At 41.3% G+C, this 16,047-nt stretch carries 15 protein-coding genes and 1 riboswitch; of the genes, 3 read left to right on the plus strand and 12 right to left on the minus strand.

The genetic code is table 11. The features are described 5' to 3' along the window. Positions 1-25: 25 nt before the first annotated feature. The 11 genes from CYK18_RS05000 to CYK18_RS05050 all read right to left on the minus strand — a co-directional run bounded on the left by CYK18_RS05000 (position 26) and on the right by CYK18_RS05050 (position 9,159). The gene (locus CYK18_RS05000) at positions 26-535 is read right to left on the minus strand and encodes a GNAT family N-acetyltransferase (RefSeq protein WP_101785445.1); all 510 of its coding nucleotides are present in this window, start codon (positions 533-535) and stop codon (positions 26-28) included. Then, positions 535-1,581, minus strand: coding sequence for a phenylalanine--tRNA ligase subunit alpha (gene pheS, locus CYK18_RS05005; protein WP_031237702.1), 1,047 nt, complete (start codon positions 1,579-1,581; stop codon positions 535-537). Before pheS ends, CYK18_RS05000 begins: the two co-directional genes overlap by 1 nt. Before the next feature lie 270 nt (positions 1,582-1,851). Beyond that, entirely contained in the window at positions 1,852-2,331 is a 480-nt protein-coding gene (locus tag CYK18_RS05010; RefSeq protein WP_101785447.1) for a GNAT family N-acetyltransferase, read from the minus strand. Next, positions 2,306-2,725, minus strand: coding sequence for a chromosome partitioning protein ParB (locus tag CYK18_RS05015; protein ID WP_101785449.1), 420 nt, complete (start codon positions 2,723-2,725; stop codon positions 2,306-2,308). Before CYK18_RS05015 ends, CYK18_RS05010 begins: the two co-directional genes overlap by 26 nt. Positions 2,726-2,752: 27 nt before the next feature. Beyond that, the gene (locus tag CYK18_RS05020; RefSeq protein WP_101785451.1) at positions 2,753-3,403 is read right to left on the minus strand and encodes a phosphatase PAP2 family protein; all 651 of its coding nucleotides are present in this window, start codon (positions 3,401-3,403) and stop codon (positions 2,753-2,755) included. Then, positions 3,393-3,956 carry an ECF transporter S component gene (locus CYK18_RS05025; RefSeq protein WP_000185834.1) on the minus strand — a complete coding sequence of 188 codons (564 nt, stop codon included), beginning with the start codon at positions 3,954-3,956 and terminating at the stop codon, positions 3,393-3,395. The genes CYK18_RS05020 and CYK18_RS05025 overlap by 11 nt, the downstream gene beginning before the upstream one ends. 153 nt (positions 3,957-4,109) lie before the next feature. Continuing rightward, a riboswitch (FMN riboswitch) is annotated at positions 4,110-4,328 on the minus strand. A gap of 53 nt (positions 4,329-4,381) precedes the next feature. Next, positions 4,382-4,885: a tRNA (cytidine(34)-2'-O)-methyltransferase gene (locus tag CYK18_RS05030; protein WP_000181389.1), complete on the minus strand. Its 504-nt coding sequence runs from the start codon at positions 4,883-4,885 to the stop codon at positions 4,382-4,384. A gap of 192 nt (positions 4,886-5,077) precedes the next feature. Further along, a complete protein-coding gene (locus tag CYK18_RS05035) occupies positions 5,078-5,908 on the minus strand; it encodes an energy-coupling factor transporter transmembrane component T family protein (RefSeq protein WP_084953523.1) in 831 nt (276 codons plus the stop codon). Further along, positions 5,893-7,575 (minus strand): ABC transporter ATP-binding protein, encoded by a 1,683-nt coding sequence (locus tag CYK18_RS05040; protein ID WP_101785453.1) that lies wholly within the window; start codon positions 7,573-7,575, stop codon positions 5,893-5,895. Before CYK18_RS05040 ends, CYK18_RS05035 begins: the two co-directional genes overlap by 16 nt. 168 nt (positions 7,576-7,743) lie before the next feature. Next, entirely contained in the window at positions 7,744-8,292 is a 549-nt protein-coding gene (locus CYK18_RS05045; RefSeq protein WP_101785455.1) for an ECF-type riboflavin transporter substrate-binding protein, read from the minus strand. 18 nt (positions 8,293-8,310) lie between these two features. Beyond that, on the minus strand, positions 8,311-9,159 hold the full coding sequence (locus CYK18_RS05050) for an SAM hydrolase/SAM-dependent halogenase family protein (RefSeq protein WP_101785457.1): 849 nt from the start codon (positions 9,157-9,159) through the stop codon (positions 8,311-8,313). Positions 9,160-9,347: 188 nt separating this feature from the next. Here CYK18_RS05050 and trkA point away from each other — a divergent pair, with 188 nt between their 5' ends. Beyond that, positions 9,348-10,697, plus strand: coding sequence for a Trk system potassium transporter TrkA (trkA, locus tag CYK18_RS05055; protein ID WP_101785459.1), 1,350 nt, complete (start codon positions 9,348-9,350; stop codon positions 10,695-10,697). A 3-nt stretch (positions 10,698-10,700) separates the two neighbouring features. Next, positions 10,701-12,140, plus strand: a complete 1,440-nt coding sequence (locus CYK18_RS05060) for a TrkH family potassium uptake protein (RefSeq protein WP_101785461.1) — start codon at positions 10,701-10,703, stop codon at positions 12,138-12,140. Between the two features lie 274 nt (positions 12,141-12,414). Here the strand turns inward: CYK18_RS05060 and pflB are convergent, their stop codons facing one another. Continuing rightward, positions 12,415-14,739, minus strand: coding sequence for a formate C-acetyltransferase (pflB, locus tag CYK18_RS05065; protein ID WP_000260630.1), 2,325 nt, complete (start codon positions 14,737-14,739; stop codon positions 12,415-12,417). Positions 14,740-14,976: 237 nt separating this feature from the next. Between pflB and dinB the strand changes: the two genes are divergently transcribed. Then, a complete protein-coding gene (dinB, locus tag CYK18_RS05070) occupies positions 14,977-16,038 on the plus strand; it encodes a DNA polymerase IV (protein WP_101785463.1) in 1,062 nt (353 codons plus the stop codon). Positions 16,039-16,047 lie beyond the last annotated feature (9 nt).

A 16,047-nucleotide genomic window follows, 5' to 3' on the forward strand; every position in this document is an offset into this window, starting at 1 on the left:
TCATTTCAATAGAAGAATCATCTTCTTACCTTAATTTCTTTCTCAGTAACCAATCCGTATCTACTTTTTGACCAACCATAAAATGATGTTGGCTAAATTTTTCAAAACCATATCGATTATAAAATGCTTGAGCTTTTGTATTATGCTCCCAAACACCTAACCAAGCCCAGGAAAAACTATTTTTTGTAGCAAGTTCAAGAGCAAATTCAAACAGTTGCTTACCGAATCCAAATCCTTGGAATTTTTGTAGCACATAGAGGCGTTGAATTTCAAAAGCATCCTCTAATTCTCTCTCAGTTTGAGCACTTCCCCAGTTGACTTTGAGAAAACCAGCTATCTCCTCTTCATGCATAATGAAATAGGTTTCGGATTCTGGATTTTCCAACTCAGTAGACAAAACTCTCAGACTATAAGCATCTTCAAAGTATTCCTGTAACTGCTCTTCCGTATTATCATGAACAAATGTTTCACGAAAGGTTTGTTTGGCAATTTTCGCCAACACCTCAACATCTGCCATTTCTACTTTTCTAATCATTATTTAAACTGTTCTGAGAAGCGGACATCTCCTTGGTAGAATCCACGGATATCGTTGATTCCGTAACGGAGCATAGCTACACGCTCTTGACCAAGACCAAAGGCAAATCCAGAGTAAACAGTCGCATCGATACCACTCATTTCAAGGACACGTGGGTGAACCATACCGGCACCCATAATTTCGATCCAACCTGTTTTCTTACATACGTTACAGCCTTCTCCACCACACTTGAAGCAAGAAACATCCACCTCAACAGATGGCTCTGTGAATGGGAAGTAGGATGGACGCAGACGGATTTGACGCTCTTCACCGAACATTTTTTGCACAATCAACTGAAGGGTTCCTTGAAGGTCTGCCATAGAGATATTTTTCCCAACAACCAAGCCTTCAATTTGGTGGAACTGGTGACTGTGGGTCGCATCGTCCGTATCACGACGGAACACACGCCCTGGTGAGATCATTTTCAAAGGACCTTTAGAGAAATCATGGGCATCCATAGCACGCGCCTGCACTGGAGACGTGTGGGTACGGAGCAAGATTTCTTCAGTGATATAGAAAGTATCCTGCATATCACGAGCTGGGTGGTCTTTGGGAAGGTTCATACGTTCAAAGTTATAGTAGTCTTGCTCCACTTCAAAACCATCCACGACTTGGTAACCCATCCCAATGAAAATATCTTCGATTTCTTCACTGGTTTGTGTCAAAACGTGACGGTGACCAGTCGCAACTGGACGACCTGGAAGCGTCACATCGATACTCTCGCTAGCAAGTTGAGCCGCGACTTTCTTTTCTTCCAAGAGCTTAGCTGTTTCTTCAAAGGCTGCTGTCAAGACATCACGAGCTTCATTGACGTGTTTCCCAATGATTGGACGCATCTCAGCAGAAACATCTTTCATCCCTTTGAGGATTTCAGTAAGCGAACCCTTTTTACCAAGGACAGAGACACGCAAATCTTGCATCTCTTTTTTATTTTCAGCAGTAATCTGCTTCAAGCTAGCCAGCGTTTCTTCACGAAGCGCTTTTAATTGTTCTTCAATAGTTGACATAATTCCTCCATCAGTCTCTCGTAGATAAAAAGAAAACCACATGCCAAAAACTCCACTCGGAGCGTTGACACGCGGTACCATCCGTTTTCATCTGACAAGTCAGACCTTCATTTCTAAATCCATGCACAAGTGAATTCACCCAGCTTTCATATAGAGAGCTTACAGTCACGGCTCTCCTCCCTGATATACTTCCCTTGAGTTACTAGTCTTGCAGATTTCTATTCAATTACTACTTAGTTTATCAGATTTTTAGTTAAAAAACAAGTTAGATTAGACTAATTTCAGTATAAAACTCGTTCCTTTTTCTGTTGCTCCATTTTCCACAAATCCAAGCGACTTGAAACAGCGCCTAGATACATGATTGTAAGTGTAGATTTCCTTGACTCTCAATTCTTTCCATCCTTTTACTCGAGCCAATTCAATCAAAGTACTTAGAATCTTTTTTCCAAGTCCTCGATGTTGGTAAGCGGAATTCCCAATCACAATGGGGAGATTATCCTGAGATAGTGTAACATCCCCAATTGGAAACCATTCTCCCTTCTCCTTGACTTCAATCCAAAAAAGTTCACCGTGCTGATCCAAATAGGAATACATGGCTTCCAAAGTTTCTTGACTGTAAGGAAGCTTTACCCCATCTACGAGGTAAACCAAGTTCACATCCTGATACCAAGCAAAAGCTTCCTCACAATGATTGACCTTACAATAAGGAACGAGACGTAGTGCATTATCTATTTGTAAAATCTGTTTCATCAGCTTTCCTTTTCAATAAGAGAGTTGTTGCTTGATTAAAACCATCACACCAGTTATACCATTTTGCTTCATACTCATCTTGAGCTAAGATATGATTTTTTAAATCCAGAACAGAGTAAATCTTTCTTTCCTCACAAGCTTGCGCATAGAGGTGATATAGTTCATCACCACCATCTCTATCCCACTCAGCAGAAATCGTATCCCGACCTGCCAATAAAGCCTGATAAGCCCTGTGATGCCCATCTGTAATCAACAAGCAATCTCCAAAGGCAAGAATACTGATTGGAACAACATTGATTGTTTCTGCCGACTTGTAAAGCCTCTGAATACCTTGTAACTTCTTCTCTGATAGGTAGAGTTGAGTTGGATGAAGATCTTTTATGTTGACTTTCATTTCTTTCTCCTCAAGGGAATTTGATACTCACTTCTGCTTGCCTTTAAATCGCCATTGGAAGCGGAGCTTATCATAAAAGGGAAACTCGATAAACAAGACTCCCAAGCCGACACAGAGACTGGCAAGTACATCTGATGGGTAATGAACTCCCAGATAGACCCTTGATACCAGCACACTGACTAGGTAGAGACCTAGCACAATTTGCACGATTTTTCTCCAGACTGGATTTTTAATCCGTTGACTGAGAATGACAATCAGAGAGCCGACCATCAAGGTTACAGCCAGAGAATGGCCACTTGGAAAAGAAAATCCCTTCTCCTCAACCAAGTGTAAAATAGCTGGCCGTGGGCGCTGGTAGATATTTTTAAAGGTCACGATTAAAAGACCTGCCAAAGCCAGATTTCCCAGCATGAAGAAACTTTCTATCTTCCATCGCTTACGATAAAAGATAAAGGCTACGATGACAACCCAAGTGATAATCACCGGAATATCAATCAAGCGTGTGATGGCCCTAAAAAGAATAGTCAAATAATCTGGTAAGTCTCCTCGAACGGCAGTCTGAATCGGTTGGTCAAAACCGACCAGCGTTTCAGGGTAAAATTTGACAATATAGCCAAGAATAACGAAAAGTAAAAGGGCAAAACTGCCCTTCATTAAAAATGTTTGTTTATCTTTCATAATGTTTTAAGGTTGGTTTCAAGAGAACATACAACAACCAGAATGAAACGGAAAAGATTACACCCTCAATCAAGTTAAAAGGCAATACCATAGTCATTAGGTAGTTGGACAGTCCCAAAATTTTTCCAATATCAAAGTTAGCAAACTTAGCGTACAAAGGAACAGCGTAAACATAGTTGAGAACCAACATAGCTACGGTCAAACCAATAGTTCCAGCTAGAGAGCCTAGTAGGAAACGAAGGGTTGTCCGTTCCTTTTTCCAAATCAAAGCAAATACGATGACAAAAACTCCCAAAGCCACGATATTCATCGGCAAACCAATGTAAGTATTCACTCCCTGACTGTTAAGAAGCAGTTTCAAGAGTGAGCGAAGCAAGAGAACTCCTAAAGCAGCAGGCAAATCCATGACCACCAAACCCACAAGGACTGGCAAGATACTAAATTCGATCTTGAGGAAGGATGCCGCTGGCAAGAGCGGAAAGTCAAAGTACATCAGCACAAATGAGATGGCTGATAGAATTGCAATGGTCGAAAGTCGACGTGTGTTTGTCATAACAGGTTCCTCCAATTTTCTATAAAATCAGAAGAAGTTGGAAAGGATTCCTCTATCTATTCTCACTTTTTATATCCCAAAAGTTCCCTCTAACTCCGTTGAGCAAGCGGTTACAGTTTGGCTATAAATCTATCAGAACAGACAAAGCTATTCTTTCGTCTTCTCCCATCCAGACTATACTGTCGGTTGTGGAATCTCACCACATCAGCTTGCGCTCGCGGACTTATTTGGCTAAGATATTTTAGATTTATCTAGGCGTCGCAGTCGAAGATAATACTTAAAGTATATCGAGACAAGACAACGACGAGAAAGCTAAAATAGCTAGTCAAATTTACCGCCGGTCGGGAATCACACCCTGCCCTGAAGACTCTTTTATCATAACAAAAAACGCTTGCAAGCGCAAGCATTTTGTTCATTTTCATTTTTTATTTCAATTTATCCACTTCATAGGTATGAACAAGCTCAAGACCTGCAAAGTTCTGCTGTCGAAGGGCTTCGTAGACAATCATACAGACGGTATTAGAGACATTGAGACTGCGGACGTGTTCATCATTCATAGGAATACGGAGAGCCTTCTCAGGATGTTCGCGCATAAAGTCCTCAGGTAAACCCTTGTCTTCACGTCCAAAAAGAAAATAATGGTCTTCGTTAGTCGATAAATCCACCTCAGAATAGACTTTCTCAGCGAATTTCGAAATCAGATAGAGTTTGCCCTTCATCTGAGACATGAAATCCTCCAAACTCTCGTAAAAATAAATCTCTAGTTTATCCCAATAATCCAATCCAGCTCGCTTCATCTTGCGGTCGTCAATAGGAAAGCCCATTGGCTTGATGATGTGGAGGGGAGAATTAGTCGCAGCGCAAGTACGCGCAATATTGCCTGTATTTTGTGGAATTTGTGGTTCAAATAATACAATGTGATTTGTCATGACTTGCTTCCTTTCACCATTGCAAAAAAATAGCCACACTGCCCGGAGTCAAGCTCAGCAAACAGCGTGGTTAAGGCATCGTTAACTTACCTCACAACAGGTTTGAAGTAAATCAGCGAAACTACTTTCTTAGTATAACACTTTCAGAATCATTGTCAATAGAAACGACTTGACTTTTTCAATTTTTTCAAGCTATTTCCAAGGGTTGTAAAATCGTCCCTGATTCTGCAAGATAAGTAGTAAACTAGCTACTAAAAACAAGGCTGCCAAGAGCAAGGTAAGATAGTCTCCTTTTTTCAAGGCCTGATAACTATACCAAGTGCGTTTTTTCTCTTTCCCAAAGCGTCGAAGCTCCATGGCGGTCGCGATGGTATCAATCCGTTCTAACGAGCTAAAAATCAAGGGAGTGATAATGCGCAGATTGCCTTTGATTCGTTGCATAAGAGAAGCTTTCTTGGATAATTCCATCCCACGCGCTTCCTGAGACATCTTGATAGTAAAGAATTCTTCCTGCAAATCTGGAATATAGCGCAAGGTTAGACTGACAGAATAGGCAATCTTATAGGACACACCAATTTGATTTAAACTGGAAGCAAACTGACTAGGGTGGGTTGTCATCAAAAAGATAATAGCTAGAGGAATGGTGCAAAGGTACTTAATAGCCAGATTTAGCAGATAAAAAAGCTCTTGACTAGTCAGAGTGTAGTCACCGATTCCCTGCCAAATCACACTTCTCTCTCCGTAAAGTCCAACCCCATACTCGGGAGAAAAGAGATAGACCATCAAAACGTTTAAAATGGCAAATACCGTCGCAAAAACGGCCACAAAGGAAACATCTTTAAAACGAATTTCTGACAAATAGAGAAGAAAGACCGAAAAAATAGCAATCAGAACAAGCAATCTGGTATCATAGCTAATCATGGCCGCCAATGACACGAGAATGAAAAAGAGGAGTTTCCCAGCTCCTGACAAGCGATGAATCACAGTATCTCTATGCTGGTAACCGATTAATTTAGCTTGCATCCTTCTCTCCTTTCTTTGTAAAATGCCGTTAAAGCAAGTGGATCCACGTCGAGTTTCTTGGCCAAGTTAAAGATTGAAGTTTCTTTTAGGTTGGCTTTTACTAACAACTCAGGATTACTCAAAAGACTAGCTGGATCAGTATCGGCAATCAATTCCCCATCCACCATGACAAGAGCTCGGTCTGAATAATCCAGCATCAATTGCATATCATGCGTAATCATGACAATGGTATGACCTTTTTGATGCAACTCTTCGAGAAATTCCATAATCTCAGTATAATTCTTCTGGTCTTGACCTGCTGTCGGTTCATCTAAGAGGATAATTTCAGCCCCTAAGACCAAAATCGATGCAATAGTGACACGTTTTTTCTGTCCAAATGACAGGGCAGAAATGGGCCAATTACGGAATTCATAGAGACCACAGATTTTCAAAGTTTCATAGACTCTTGTTTTAATTTCCTGCTCGTCCACACCTCGCAAACGTAGTCCCAGAGCCACCTCATCAAAAATCATATTGGTTGAAATCATTTGATTAGGATTTTGTAGCACATAGCCTACTCGTTCCGCCCGCTCTGCAACAGAATCTCCTTTTATATCCTGTCCTTCCCAAAGATAGCGACCTTCCGTCTGGATAAAGCTACTTAAGGCCTTGGCTAGAGTTGACTTCCCTGCTCCATTTTTTCCGACAATGGCAATTTTTTCACCCTTTTTAATATCTAAATGTAGGGATTTTAAAATCAGTCTATCATCATAAGAAAAGGACACGTCCTCTAATTTAAAGAGTGACTGCAATTCTACGGTTTCTTTTACCAATTCAGTCTGCAACTGAACCTGGCCTTTTGAGATAGACAAGTTGTCCAAATTTGCTAACTGTTCTTCCTTGTCTAAATCCACACCTAATTGACGGAGAGTGGTTAGATAAAGGGGTTCCCGAATTCCATTTTGTGTCAATAAATCAGTCGCCAGTAGTTGGTCAGGGATACCATTAAAGAGAATACGACCATCATTGATCAAGACAATACGATCGACAGGGCGATGCAGAACATCCTCCAAACGGTGCTCGATAATAAGAGTCGTCGTTCCTTCTTCCTTATGAATCTGGTCAATCAATTCGATAATGTCCTGACCTGACTTGGGATCCAGATTGGCGAGTGGCTCATCAAACAAGAGAATCGGACTCTCATCAATCAAGACACCAGCCAGACTGACCCGCTGCTTTTGTCCACCAGACAAATCATGGGGACGCTGAGACAGTAAAGAAAGAAGGTCCAGCTTTTCAGCCCATTTATGAACACGGCTTTTCATCTCTTCTAGACTTGTTACATCATTTTCTAGAGCAAAAGCCAAGTCCTCTGCCACGGACAAGCCGATAAACTGCCCATCAGTATCCTGCAAAACTGTACTGACCAGATGAGATTTATCGTAGATGCTCATATCAAAGGCTGCTTGCCCCTTGATCAAAAATTCTCCAGACATCTGACCCTTGTAAATATTGGGAATAATCCCATTCAAACATTGACCCAAGGTAGACTTACCTGACCCAGATGGCCCAACAATTAAGACTTTCTCTCCCTTATAAATAGTCAAATCCACCCCTTGCAAGGTCGGTTCTTGTTGTGTTTCATACCGGAAAGAGAAATCCTTCCACTCAATTATAGCTTCTTTCATCTTACTCTCTTCATTCGCTTCTTAGACTTCTATTTTATCATAAATCTACCCCTTCTTGCAGTCTCTTCTCTTAAAATCTTAGCGCCCAAAAGATTCCTATCCTAGCTTACTTGCCTAACTAATATATAAACATCGAAAAAGACTGGTTGCCCAGCCTTCCCCATCATTTTAGTCCTTTTTCAAACTTCCTGCACGAGTTTGAGTTCCTGCATAGGCAAGCAAGAGAAGAGTTCCTGCAATAGCTACAGATACACCATTAGCAATTCCCGCAACAATTCCTTGGGCAAATACTTTTTCTGCAGCTTCTTGATAAATCACAACATCTCCAAGTGGTGCCAAGACACCCCAAACAAGGGCATTTGCAAGTAGTTGAATGAGGTTAAAAATAAGAATATCTTTCCAGTCAAAGACACCATTGATCACGCGAACGTACTTTCTAAATAGCCCCACAGCTAGACCAAAGAGCCCACTAGCGATAATCCAAGTCCACCACAGACCGTAACCAGCAAGAGAGTCCTTGATTGCATGACCAATCACCCCGACAAGCAAACCGATAATCGGTCCAAAAATGATAGAAAGTAGCGCTTGTACCGCATACTGAAGTTGAATGCTTGTATTTGGAACAGGGGTCGGAATATTGATCATCCCGATGACGACAAAGAGGGCAGCGCCAATTCCGACAGCAACAACTTGTTTAATTGTAAATTTGATTTCCATACTATTTATTCTCCTATTTTATCCTTCTATTTTCTTTATTTCAATGGTCCAAGATGAACCGACACCTACATTATAAGCCTTGGCAAAGGAACCTTGGTTGATAGCCAGACCTAAACGATAGAGAGAGTTGATGTAAAGGATGGGTTGCCCAATTCTCACATCTGCAAATGATTTGCCATAGACAACCTGATTTTGATAGACCAGCATATCTGCATGATAGATAGTCACTTCAAAACGATCACCAAATTCTGGTCCCAGCTTGTAAAATTCTTCTCGCGTGATAGAGGTCCAAAGCGAACCAAAACGCACATCCAGAATATCAATAGCTCCCTTCACCAGATGATCTTCTATGATGGTCTCTACGACTGGAAGTTCCACAATCTGATCCACACTGAGCTCTGGTCCCACTTCCTCAAAAGTAATGTGACCGCTGGCTAGTTTAGCACCAGTATAAGCATAAACATCACGACCGTGGAAGGTATAAGAATGCTCTGTGTTTTGACGCCTATTAGCTACCTCAGAAATCTCACGAATAGCTACAATGCCAACGTGTTTCTTGATAAAAGAAAGCGTCCCATTGTCTGGCGTGACAATGTATTGATTTTTTGCAGTCTTGGCAACCACACTCTTACGTTTCGAGCCGACACCTGGATCGACCACCGATACAAATGTCGTTCCCTCAGGCCAGTAATCCACCGTCTGAAAGAGACGGTAACTCCCCTCAAAAATATTATAAGGCGTGATATCGTGCGTCAAATGATGAATTTTTAAGGTTGGAGACTCTTCTAAAGCCACTCCAATCATAGCCGATACCGCACCATCAACCAGACCAAAGTCTGATTGTAATACCAGTAAATTATTATTCATTTTATCTCCTTGTATATCCTTTATCATACCATATTTCAGAGAAAGGTGCTAATAGCTATTTCAATTGATTAGGGTATAGTTTTACCTTATAGCAAATTTCCTGCTAAAAACTCTGGTGATTAGCTAGTAGGTGCATTTTTTCTTGAAAAAAGGTATGATAGTTACATAATGAAGAAGTAGGTTTTATTATGAAAATTATCCTTGTCGGAGGGGGAAAAGTTGGTTTTGCCCTCTGTCGCTCCTTGGTTGCAGAAAAGCATGATGTTTTACTGATTGAACAAAACGAAGCTGTCCTCAATCATATTGTCAATCGCTTTGATATCATGGGTATCCTTGGTAACGGGGCCGATTTTACCATCCTTGAGCAAGCCAGTGTCCAGGATTGTGATATCTTTATCGCCCTGACTGAATACGATGAAGTGAACATGATTGCAGCCGTTCTAGCAAAAAAAATGGGAGCTAAAGAGACCATCGTTCGGGTGCGGAACCCTGAATATTCTAACTCTTATTTCAAGGAAAAGAATATCCTCGGTTTTTCTCTTATCGTTAATCCTGAGCTCCTGGCTGCCCGTGCTATTGCCAATATCATTGACTTCCCCAACGCCCTGTCTGTCGAACGCTTTGCTGGTGGACGGGTCAGCTTGATGGAATTCACTGTTAAATCCTCCAGTGGTCTTTGCCAAATGCCCATTTCTGATTTTCGGAAAAAATTCGGCAATGTCATTGTCTGTGCGATAGAGAGGGATCATCAAATTATCATTCCAAGTGGCGACATGACTGTACAGGATAAAGATAGAATCTTTGTCACTGGTAACCGTGTTGACATGATGCTCTTCCATAATTATTTCAAGTCTCGTGCCGTGAAAAGTCTTCTTATTGTTGGAGCTGGTAGAATTGCCTATTATCTACTAGGTATCCTCCAAGACAGTCGTATCGATACCAAGGTTATTGAAATCAATCCTGAAATCGCCAGCTTCTTTAGCGAGAAATTCCCAAATCTCTATATCGTTCAAGGAGATGGTACCGCAAAAGATATCCTGCTGGAAGAAAGTGCTCAAAACTATGATGCCGTTGCGACTCTAACAGGAGTCGATGAGGAAAATCTGATTACCTCTATGTTCCTTGACAGGGTAGGTGTACAAAAAAATATCACCAAGGTCAATCGTACCAGTCTCCTCGAGATTATCAATGCGCCTGATTTTTCAAGTATCATCACACCTAAAAGCATCGCTGTAGATACAATCATGCACTTTATTCGTGGTCGGGTTAATGCCCAGTATTCAGACCTTCAAGCCATGCACCATCTAGCCAATGGCCAAATCGAAACCCTGCAATTCCATATCAAGGAAGCTAATAAGATGACTGCCAAACCTCTTTCTCAACTCAAACTGAAAAAAGGGGTTCTTATTGCGGCCATCATTCGAAAGGGCAAGACTATTTTCCCAACTGGAGAGGATATGTTGGAAGTTGGAGACAAGCTCCTAGTAACAACTTTGTTGCCAAACATCACCAAGATTTATGACTTGATCGCGAGGTAAGAGATGAATAAAAGTATGATTCGTTACCTCCTTTCAAAGTTACTTTTGATTGAAGCTGTTCTCCTCTTGGTTCCTGTGGCTATCGCTGTCTATTACCACGAATCGAGCCAAGTCTTTACAGCTCTCTTTACAACAATTGGAATTCTCGTATTACTAGGCGGTTCAGGAATTTTACAAAAACCAAAAAATCAACGGATTTATGCCAAGGAGGGAGTCTTGATTGTTGCCCTCTGTTGGATCCTTTGGTCTTTCTTTGGCGGTCTCCCCTTTGTCTTTGCTAGACAAATTCCCAGCGTTATCGATGCCTTTTTTGAAATCAGTTCTGGCTTTACAACTACTGGAGCAACTATTCTGAACGACGTTTCGGTTCTCAGTCGTTCCCTCCTCTTCTGGCGCAGTTTTACCCACTTGATTGGAGGGATGGGGGTGCTTGTTTTTGCACTTGCTATTATGGACAATGCCAAGAATAGTCACCTAGAAGTGATGAAGGCTGAGGTTCCTGGCCCTGTTTTTGGTAAAGTAGTATCCAAACTAAAAAACACTGCCCAGATTCTCTATCTCCTTTATCTAGCTCTCTTCTCCCTCTTTGTCATCATCTATTATCTAGCTGGCATGCCCCTATTTGATAGTTTTGTCATTGCCATGGGGACAGCAGGTACAGGAGGCTTTACCGTCTATAACGATGGAATCGCCCACTATGGTAGCTCACTGATTACCTATCTGGTTAGTATAGGAGTTTTGGTTTTTGGGGTAAATTTCAATCTCTACTACTACCTTATGCTCCGTCGCGTCAAGGCCTTCTTTGGAGATGAAGAACTTCGGGCTTACTTGGTCATCGTGATGGTTTCTACAGGCTTGATTAGCCTCAATACCCTCTATCTCTACCCAGGATTTTCCAAGAGCTTTGAAATGGCCTTCTTCCAGGTTTCCAATATCATTACAACGACTGGTTTTGGTTACGGAGACATTACCAACTGGCCCCTCTTCTCCCAGTTTATCCTCCTCTTCCTCATGGGAATCGGTGGTTCTGCTGGTTCAACCGCAGGTGGACTCAAGGTTATTCGAGGCCTCATCCTTTCAAAAATTGCTAAAAATCAGATTTTGTCAATCCTATCTCCCCACCGTGTTTTGACCCTCCATGTTAATAAAACGGTGATTGACAAAGATACCCAGCATAAGATTCTCAAGTACTTTGTCATCTATTCTATGATTTTGCTAGCGCTTATCTTTATTGTCAGCCTAGATAGCAATGATTTTCTGGTTGTAACCAGTGCTGTCTTTAGCTGTTTCAATAATATAGGACCTATTCTAGGAACCACTTCTAGCTTTGCAATCTTTAGTCCTATCTCAAAAATTCTCCTCTCCTTTGCAATGATTGCAGGGCGCTTGGAGATTTATCCAATCCTACTTCTCTTTATGAAGAGAACTTGGTCTAAGAGATAAAATACAACCACACCTTGTATCTAACAAAGTGTGGTGTTTTTATTTTCATACTCTTCGAAAATCTCTTCAAACCACGTCAGCTTCGCCTTGCCGTAGAAATATGTAACTGACTTCGTCAGTCTTATCTACAACCTCAAAGCAGTGCTTTGAGGTTGCAGATAAAGCTGACGTGGTTTGAAGAGATTTTCGAAGAGTATTAAGGAATTTAAGATCCCAAAAAACAACCCTCAGTCGACTGACCGAGGGTTCCTTATTTCATTATTCAAGAACTTGATTAGCTCAACGCATCCAAGGCATCATCCATTGAAAGAACTTCGTGGAAGACACGTTGTGTCAATTCAGTTTTTTGTTCTGGAGTGAGGTATTTAGTGTTTACACAGTATCCAGAGATACGTACGATAACGTCTTCACCTGACATGATCTTTTCGTAAACATCGTTCAAGTCCATAACGTTCAAGTTAACGTGTTGTCCACCGTTTTCAAAGTAACCATCAAGGATTGTTACCAAGTTATCAACTTGTTCGTCACGAGTCTTACCAAGAGCGCGAGGTGAAACTTGAGTAGTCAATGAGATACCATCAGCTGCATAGCTAAAGTCAAGGCTAGAAAGTGAGTTTAAGTTTTGCAACCATCCACCTTTAGCTTTATTTGATGGGTTAGCACCTGGTGAGAAGAATTCAAGTTTAGACAAGTTCACAGAACCATCTTCGTTGAGGTATACACCTTTGTGGACTGGTGAGTTACCAGTTTGTTTAGAGTAAGCAACGTTAGATGTGATTGTCAATAGTGATACAGTAGCTTCTGCGTCTTTGTAAAGTTTGTGGCTACGTAGACGAGTTGTGTAAGCTTCGATCAACCATTCTGCCAATTCATTTGAACGTGGGTCATCTTCACCCCAACGTGGGTATTCTCCGATTGTTTCGTAATCGTAGATGTAGCCATTTTCATCACGGATTGGTTTAACTGTAGCGTATTTGATAGCTGCCAATGTATCAACAGTGTTGGCAAATCCACAGATACCAAATCCCATGTTAGCACGTTGTTTAGTTGGCAAGAAGGCCATTTGAACAGCTTCGTAGTTGTACTTATCAGTCATGTAGTGGATGATGTTCAAAGCATCTACGTAAGTGTCAGTCAACCAGTCAAGAGATTTTTCAAAGTTAGCTTTAACTGATTCAAATTCAAGAACTTCGTCACGGATTGGTTCGATGTCAAATACTTTGTAGTCTTTGTGAACATCGTCGTAACCACCGTTAAGTCCAGTAAGAAGGGCTTTCAATACGTTTACACGCGCACCGAAGTACTGGATGTTGTGGCGTTGTTCTTCATTTTCTGGGTCAAGTGGAGACACACAGCATGAGATACAGCTCATTTCACCATATCCGTCTTTAGCCATTGTTGTTACACCTTCGTATTGGATAGAAGAGTGTTTGTGGCTCATGTGCATACAGTAGCGACGGAAGTTGTATGGCAATTTATCAGTCCAAAGAACTGTCAAGTTTGGTTCTGGAGAGTTACCGATGTTGTCAAGAGTGTTCAAGAAACGGTAGTCCATCTTAGTAACACGGTGACGACCGTCGTTACCCATACCAGCCATAGAAGTTGTGATGAAAGTTGGGTCACCTGAGTACAATTGGTCGTAAGCTTTTGTACGAGCAAATTTAACTGTACGAAGTTTCATAACGAAATCATCAACGAATTCTTGGATTTCTGATTCAGTAAATGTACCACGAGCAAGGTCACGTTCTGCAAAGATGTCCAAAACGATTGGCACACGACCTAGAGATGTAGCAGCACCGTTGATAACACGGCAGACAGACATGAAGGCGATGTTAACCCATTGGATAGCTTCTTTAACGTTCATCGCTGGTTTGCGAACGTCAACTCCGTAAAGGTCACCCAAACGAACAACTTGTTGCAATGCTTGGTATTGAAGGTTGATTTCTTCACGAAGACGGATTGTTTCTTCATCGATTTCTTCGATTGCGTTCCAGTCGTTTACTTTTTCTTGCATCAAGTAGTCTGCACCGTAAAGAGCAAGACGTGCGTAAACACCGATGATACGTCCGCGTGAGTATGCATCTGGAAGACCAGTTACAGTGTGTGCGTGACGTGCGCGACGAATGTTTGAAGTGTAGGCACGGAAGATACCGTCGTTAACTGTTGTTACGTATTTAGTGAAGATTTCGTGAACAGCTGGGTCTGGTTCGTATCCATTTTCTTTCAAAGTAGTTTCAGCCATACGGATACCACCTTTTGGCATGAAGTTCAATTTGAAAAGTTCATCGTTTTGGATACCGAAGATAACTTCGTTTTCTTTGTCGATAAATCCAGCAGGGATATCAGCGATAGATGTTGGACGAGTGTCCATTGGGAAACGAGTTTCTTCGTAGTGAGCCTTAGTTTCTTCTACAATTTTTTTGATGTGAAGTGAACGTTCTGTTGGTCCTGCAAGGAAGCTTTCGTCTCCATCGTAAGGTGTGTAGTTAGCTTGTACAAAGCGTGATACACTTGCTTTTTCTTTCCAATCTACTCCTTTGAAGCCTTCCCAAGCTTTATCAAAAATATCTTGTGCTTCAACAACTGTCTTAACAACCATGTTAATGTCCTCTTTTTTCTTTCTAGTAACAACCATCTGTTACATTCATGAGACAAGTATACCATACAGTAATCGTTTTCAACAAGCGGAATATCCCTATTTTTACACTTTCTTTTCTAAAACAGTCTGTATTTCGTTCCAAACTGTATTATATTTTTGAAAAAAATAAAGCCTTTTTTCCTTTTTTCAGAAAAAAGGGTATAATAAAAGAAAATAAGCAGTAAAAAGGTGCTAGGCATGTTGATTTTTCCTTTGTTAAATGATCTGTCAAGAAAAATCATCCACATTGACATGGATGCCTTTTTTGCTGCGGTGGAAATCAGAGATAATCCTAAACTCAGAGGAAAACCTGTCATTATCGGAAGCGACCCTCGGCAAACAGGTGGACGGGGAGTCGTTTCTACCTGTAGCTATGAGGCACGAGCTTTTGGTGTCCATTCTGCCATGAGTTCCAAGGAAGCCTATGAACGCTGTCCCCAGGCCGTCTTCATCTCAGGAAATTATGAAAAATACAAAGCTGTGGGACTACAGATTCGAGCTATTTTTAAGCGCTATACAGATTTAATAGAACCTATGAGCATTGACGAAGCCTATTTGGATGTAACAGAAAATAAACTCGGTATCAAATCAGCGGTCAAAATCGCTCGCCTCATTCAAGAGGATATCTGGCAAGAACTCCATCTAACTGCTTCTGCTGGCGTTTCCTACAACAAATTCTTAGCTAAAATGGCTAGTGATTATCAAAAACCACATGGTCTGACAGTGATTCTACCTGACCAGGCTGAGGACTTTCTAAAACAAATGGATATTTCCAAGTTTCATGGAGTAGGAAAAAAGACAGTGGAAAGACTTCATCAAATGGGTGTTTTTACCGGCGCTGATCTACTTAAAGTTCCTGAAATGACCCTAATAGACCGTTTTGGAAGACTGGGCTATGACCTTTATCGAAAGGCTCGTGGCATTCACAACTCTCCAGTCAAATCCAATCGTATTCGTAAATCAATCGGCAAGGAAAAAACCTATGGAAAGATTCTCCGTGCCGAAGAAGACATCAAAAAAGAGCTGACTCTCCTATCAGAAAGAGTCGCTCTCAATCTCAGTCAACAAGAAAAAGCTGGAAAAATTGTCATTTTGAAAATTCGCTACGAGGACTTTTCAACTCTCACTAAACGAAAAAGTCTAGCTCAAAAAACACAGGATGCTAGTCAGATAAGCCAAATAGCCCTACAACTCTATGAAGAATTAAGCGAGAAAGAAAGAGGTGTCCGCCTGCTAGGGATTACCGTGACTGGATTTTAAAACCTTGAA

It is taken from the genome of Streptococcus mitis (assembly GCF_002860865.1).
GTDB lineage: Bacteria > Bacillota > Bacilli > Lactobacillales > Streptococcaceae > Streptococcus > Streptococcus mitis_AT.

Bases quoted from the DNA above. Each gene is read 5' to 3' on its own strand.
- dinB (WP_101785463.1), top strand. From the start codon at position 14,977: ATGTTGATTTTTCCTTTGTTAAATGATCTGTCAAGAAAAATCATCCAC.
- CYK18_RS05045 (WP_101785455.1), bottom strand. From the start codon at position 8,292: ATGGAAATCAAATTTACAATTAAACAAGTTGTTGCTGTCGGAATTGGC.
- CYK18_RS05025 (WP_000185834.1), bottom strand. From the start codon at position 3,956: ATGACAAACACACGTCGACTTTCGACCATTGCAATTCTATCAGCCATC.
- CYK18_RS05015 (WP_101785449.1), bottom strand. From the start codon at position 2,725: ATGAAAGTCAACATAAAAGATCTTCATCCAACTCAACTCTACCTATCA.
- CYK18_RS05040 (WP_101785453.1), bottom strand. From the start codon at position 7,575: ATGAAAGAAGCTATAATTGAGTGGAAGGATTTCTCTTTCCGGTATGAA.
- CYK18_RS05050 (WP_101785457.1), bottom strand. From the start codon at position 9,159: ATGAATAATAATTTACTGGTATTACAATCAGACTTTGGTCTGGTTGAT.
- CYK18_RS05020 (WP_101785451.1), bottom strand. From the start codon at position 3,403: ATGAAAGATAAACAAACATTTTTAATGAAGGGCAGTTTTGCCCTTTTA.
- CYK18_RS05030 (WP_000181389.1), bottom strand. From the start codon at position 4,885: ATGACAAATCACATTGTATTATTTGAACCACAAATTCCACAAAATACA.
- pflB (WP_000260630.1), bottom strand. From the start codon at position 14,739: ATGGTTGTTAAGACAGTTGTTGAAGCACAAGATATTTTTGATAAAGCT.
- CYK18_RS05035 (WP_084953523.1), bottom strand. From the start codon at position 5,908: ATGCAAGCTAAATTAATCGGTTACCAGCATAGAGATACTGTGATTCAT.
- CYK18_RS05000 (WP_101785445.1), bottom strand. From the start codon at position 535: ATGATTAGAAAAGTAGAAATGGCAGATGTTGAGGTGTTGGCGAAAATT.
- CYK18_RS05060 (WP_101785461.1), top strand. From the start codon at position 10,701: ATGAATAAAAGTATGATTCGTTACCTCCTTTCAAAGTTACTTTTGATT.
- CYK18_RS05010 (WP_101785447.1), bottom strand. From the start codon at position 2,331: ATGAAACAGATTTTACAAATAGATAATGCACTACGTCTCGTTCCTTAT.
- trkA (WP_101785459.1), top strand. From the start codon at position 9,348: ATGAAAATTATCCTTGTCGGAGGGGGAAAAGTTGGTTTTGCCCTCTGT.
- pheS (WP_031237702.1), bottom strand. From the start codon at position 1,581: ATGTCAACTATTGAAGAACAATTAAAAGCGCTTCGTGAAGAAACGCTG.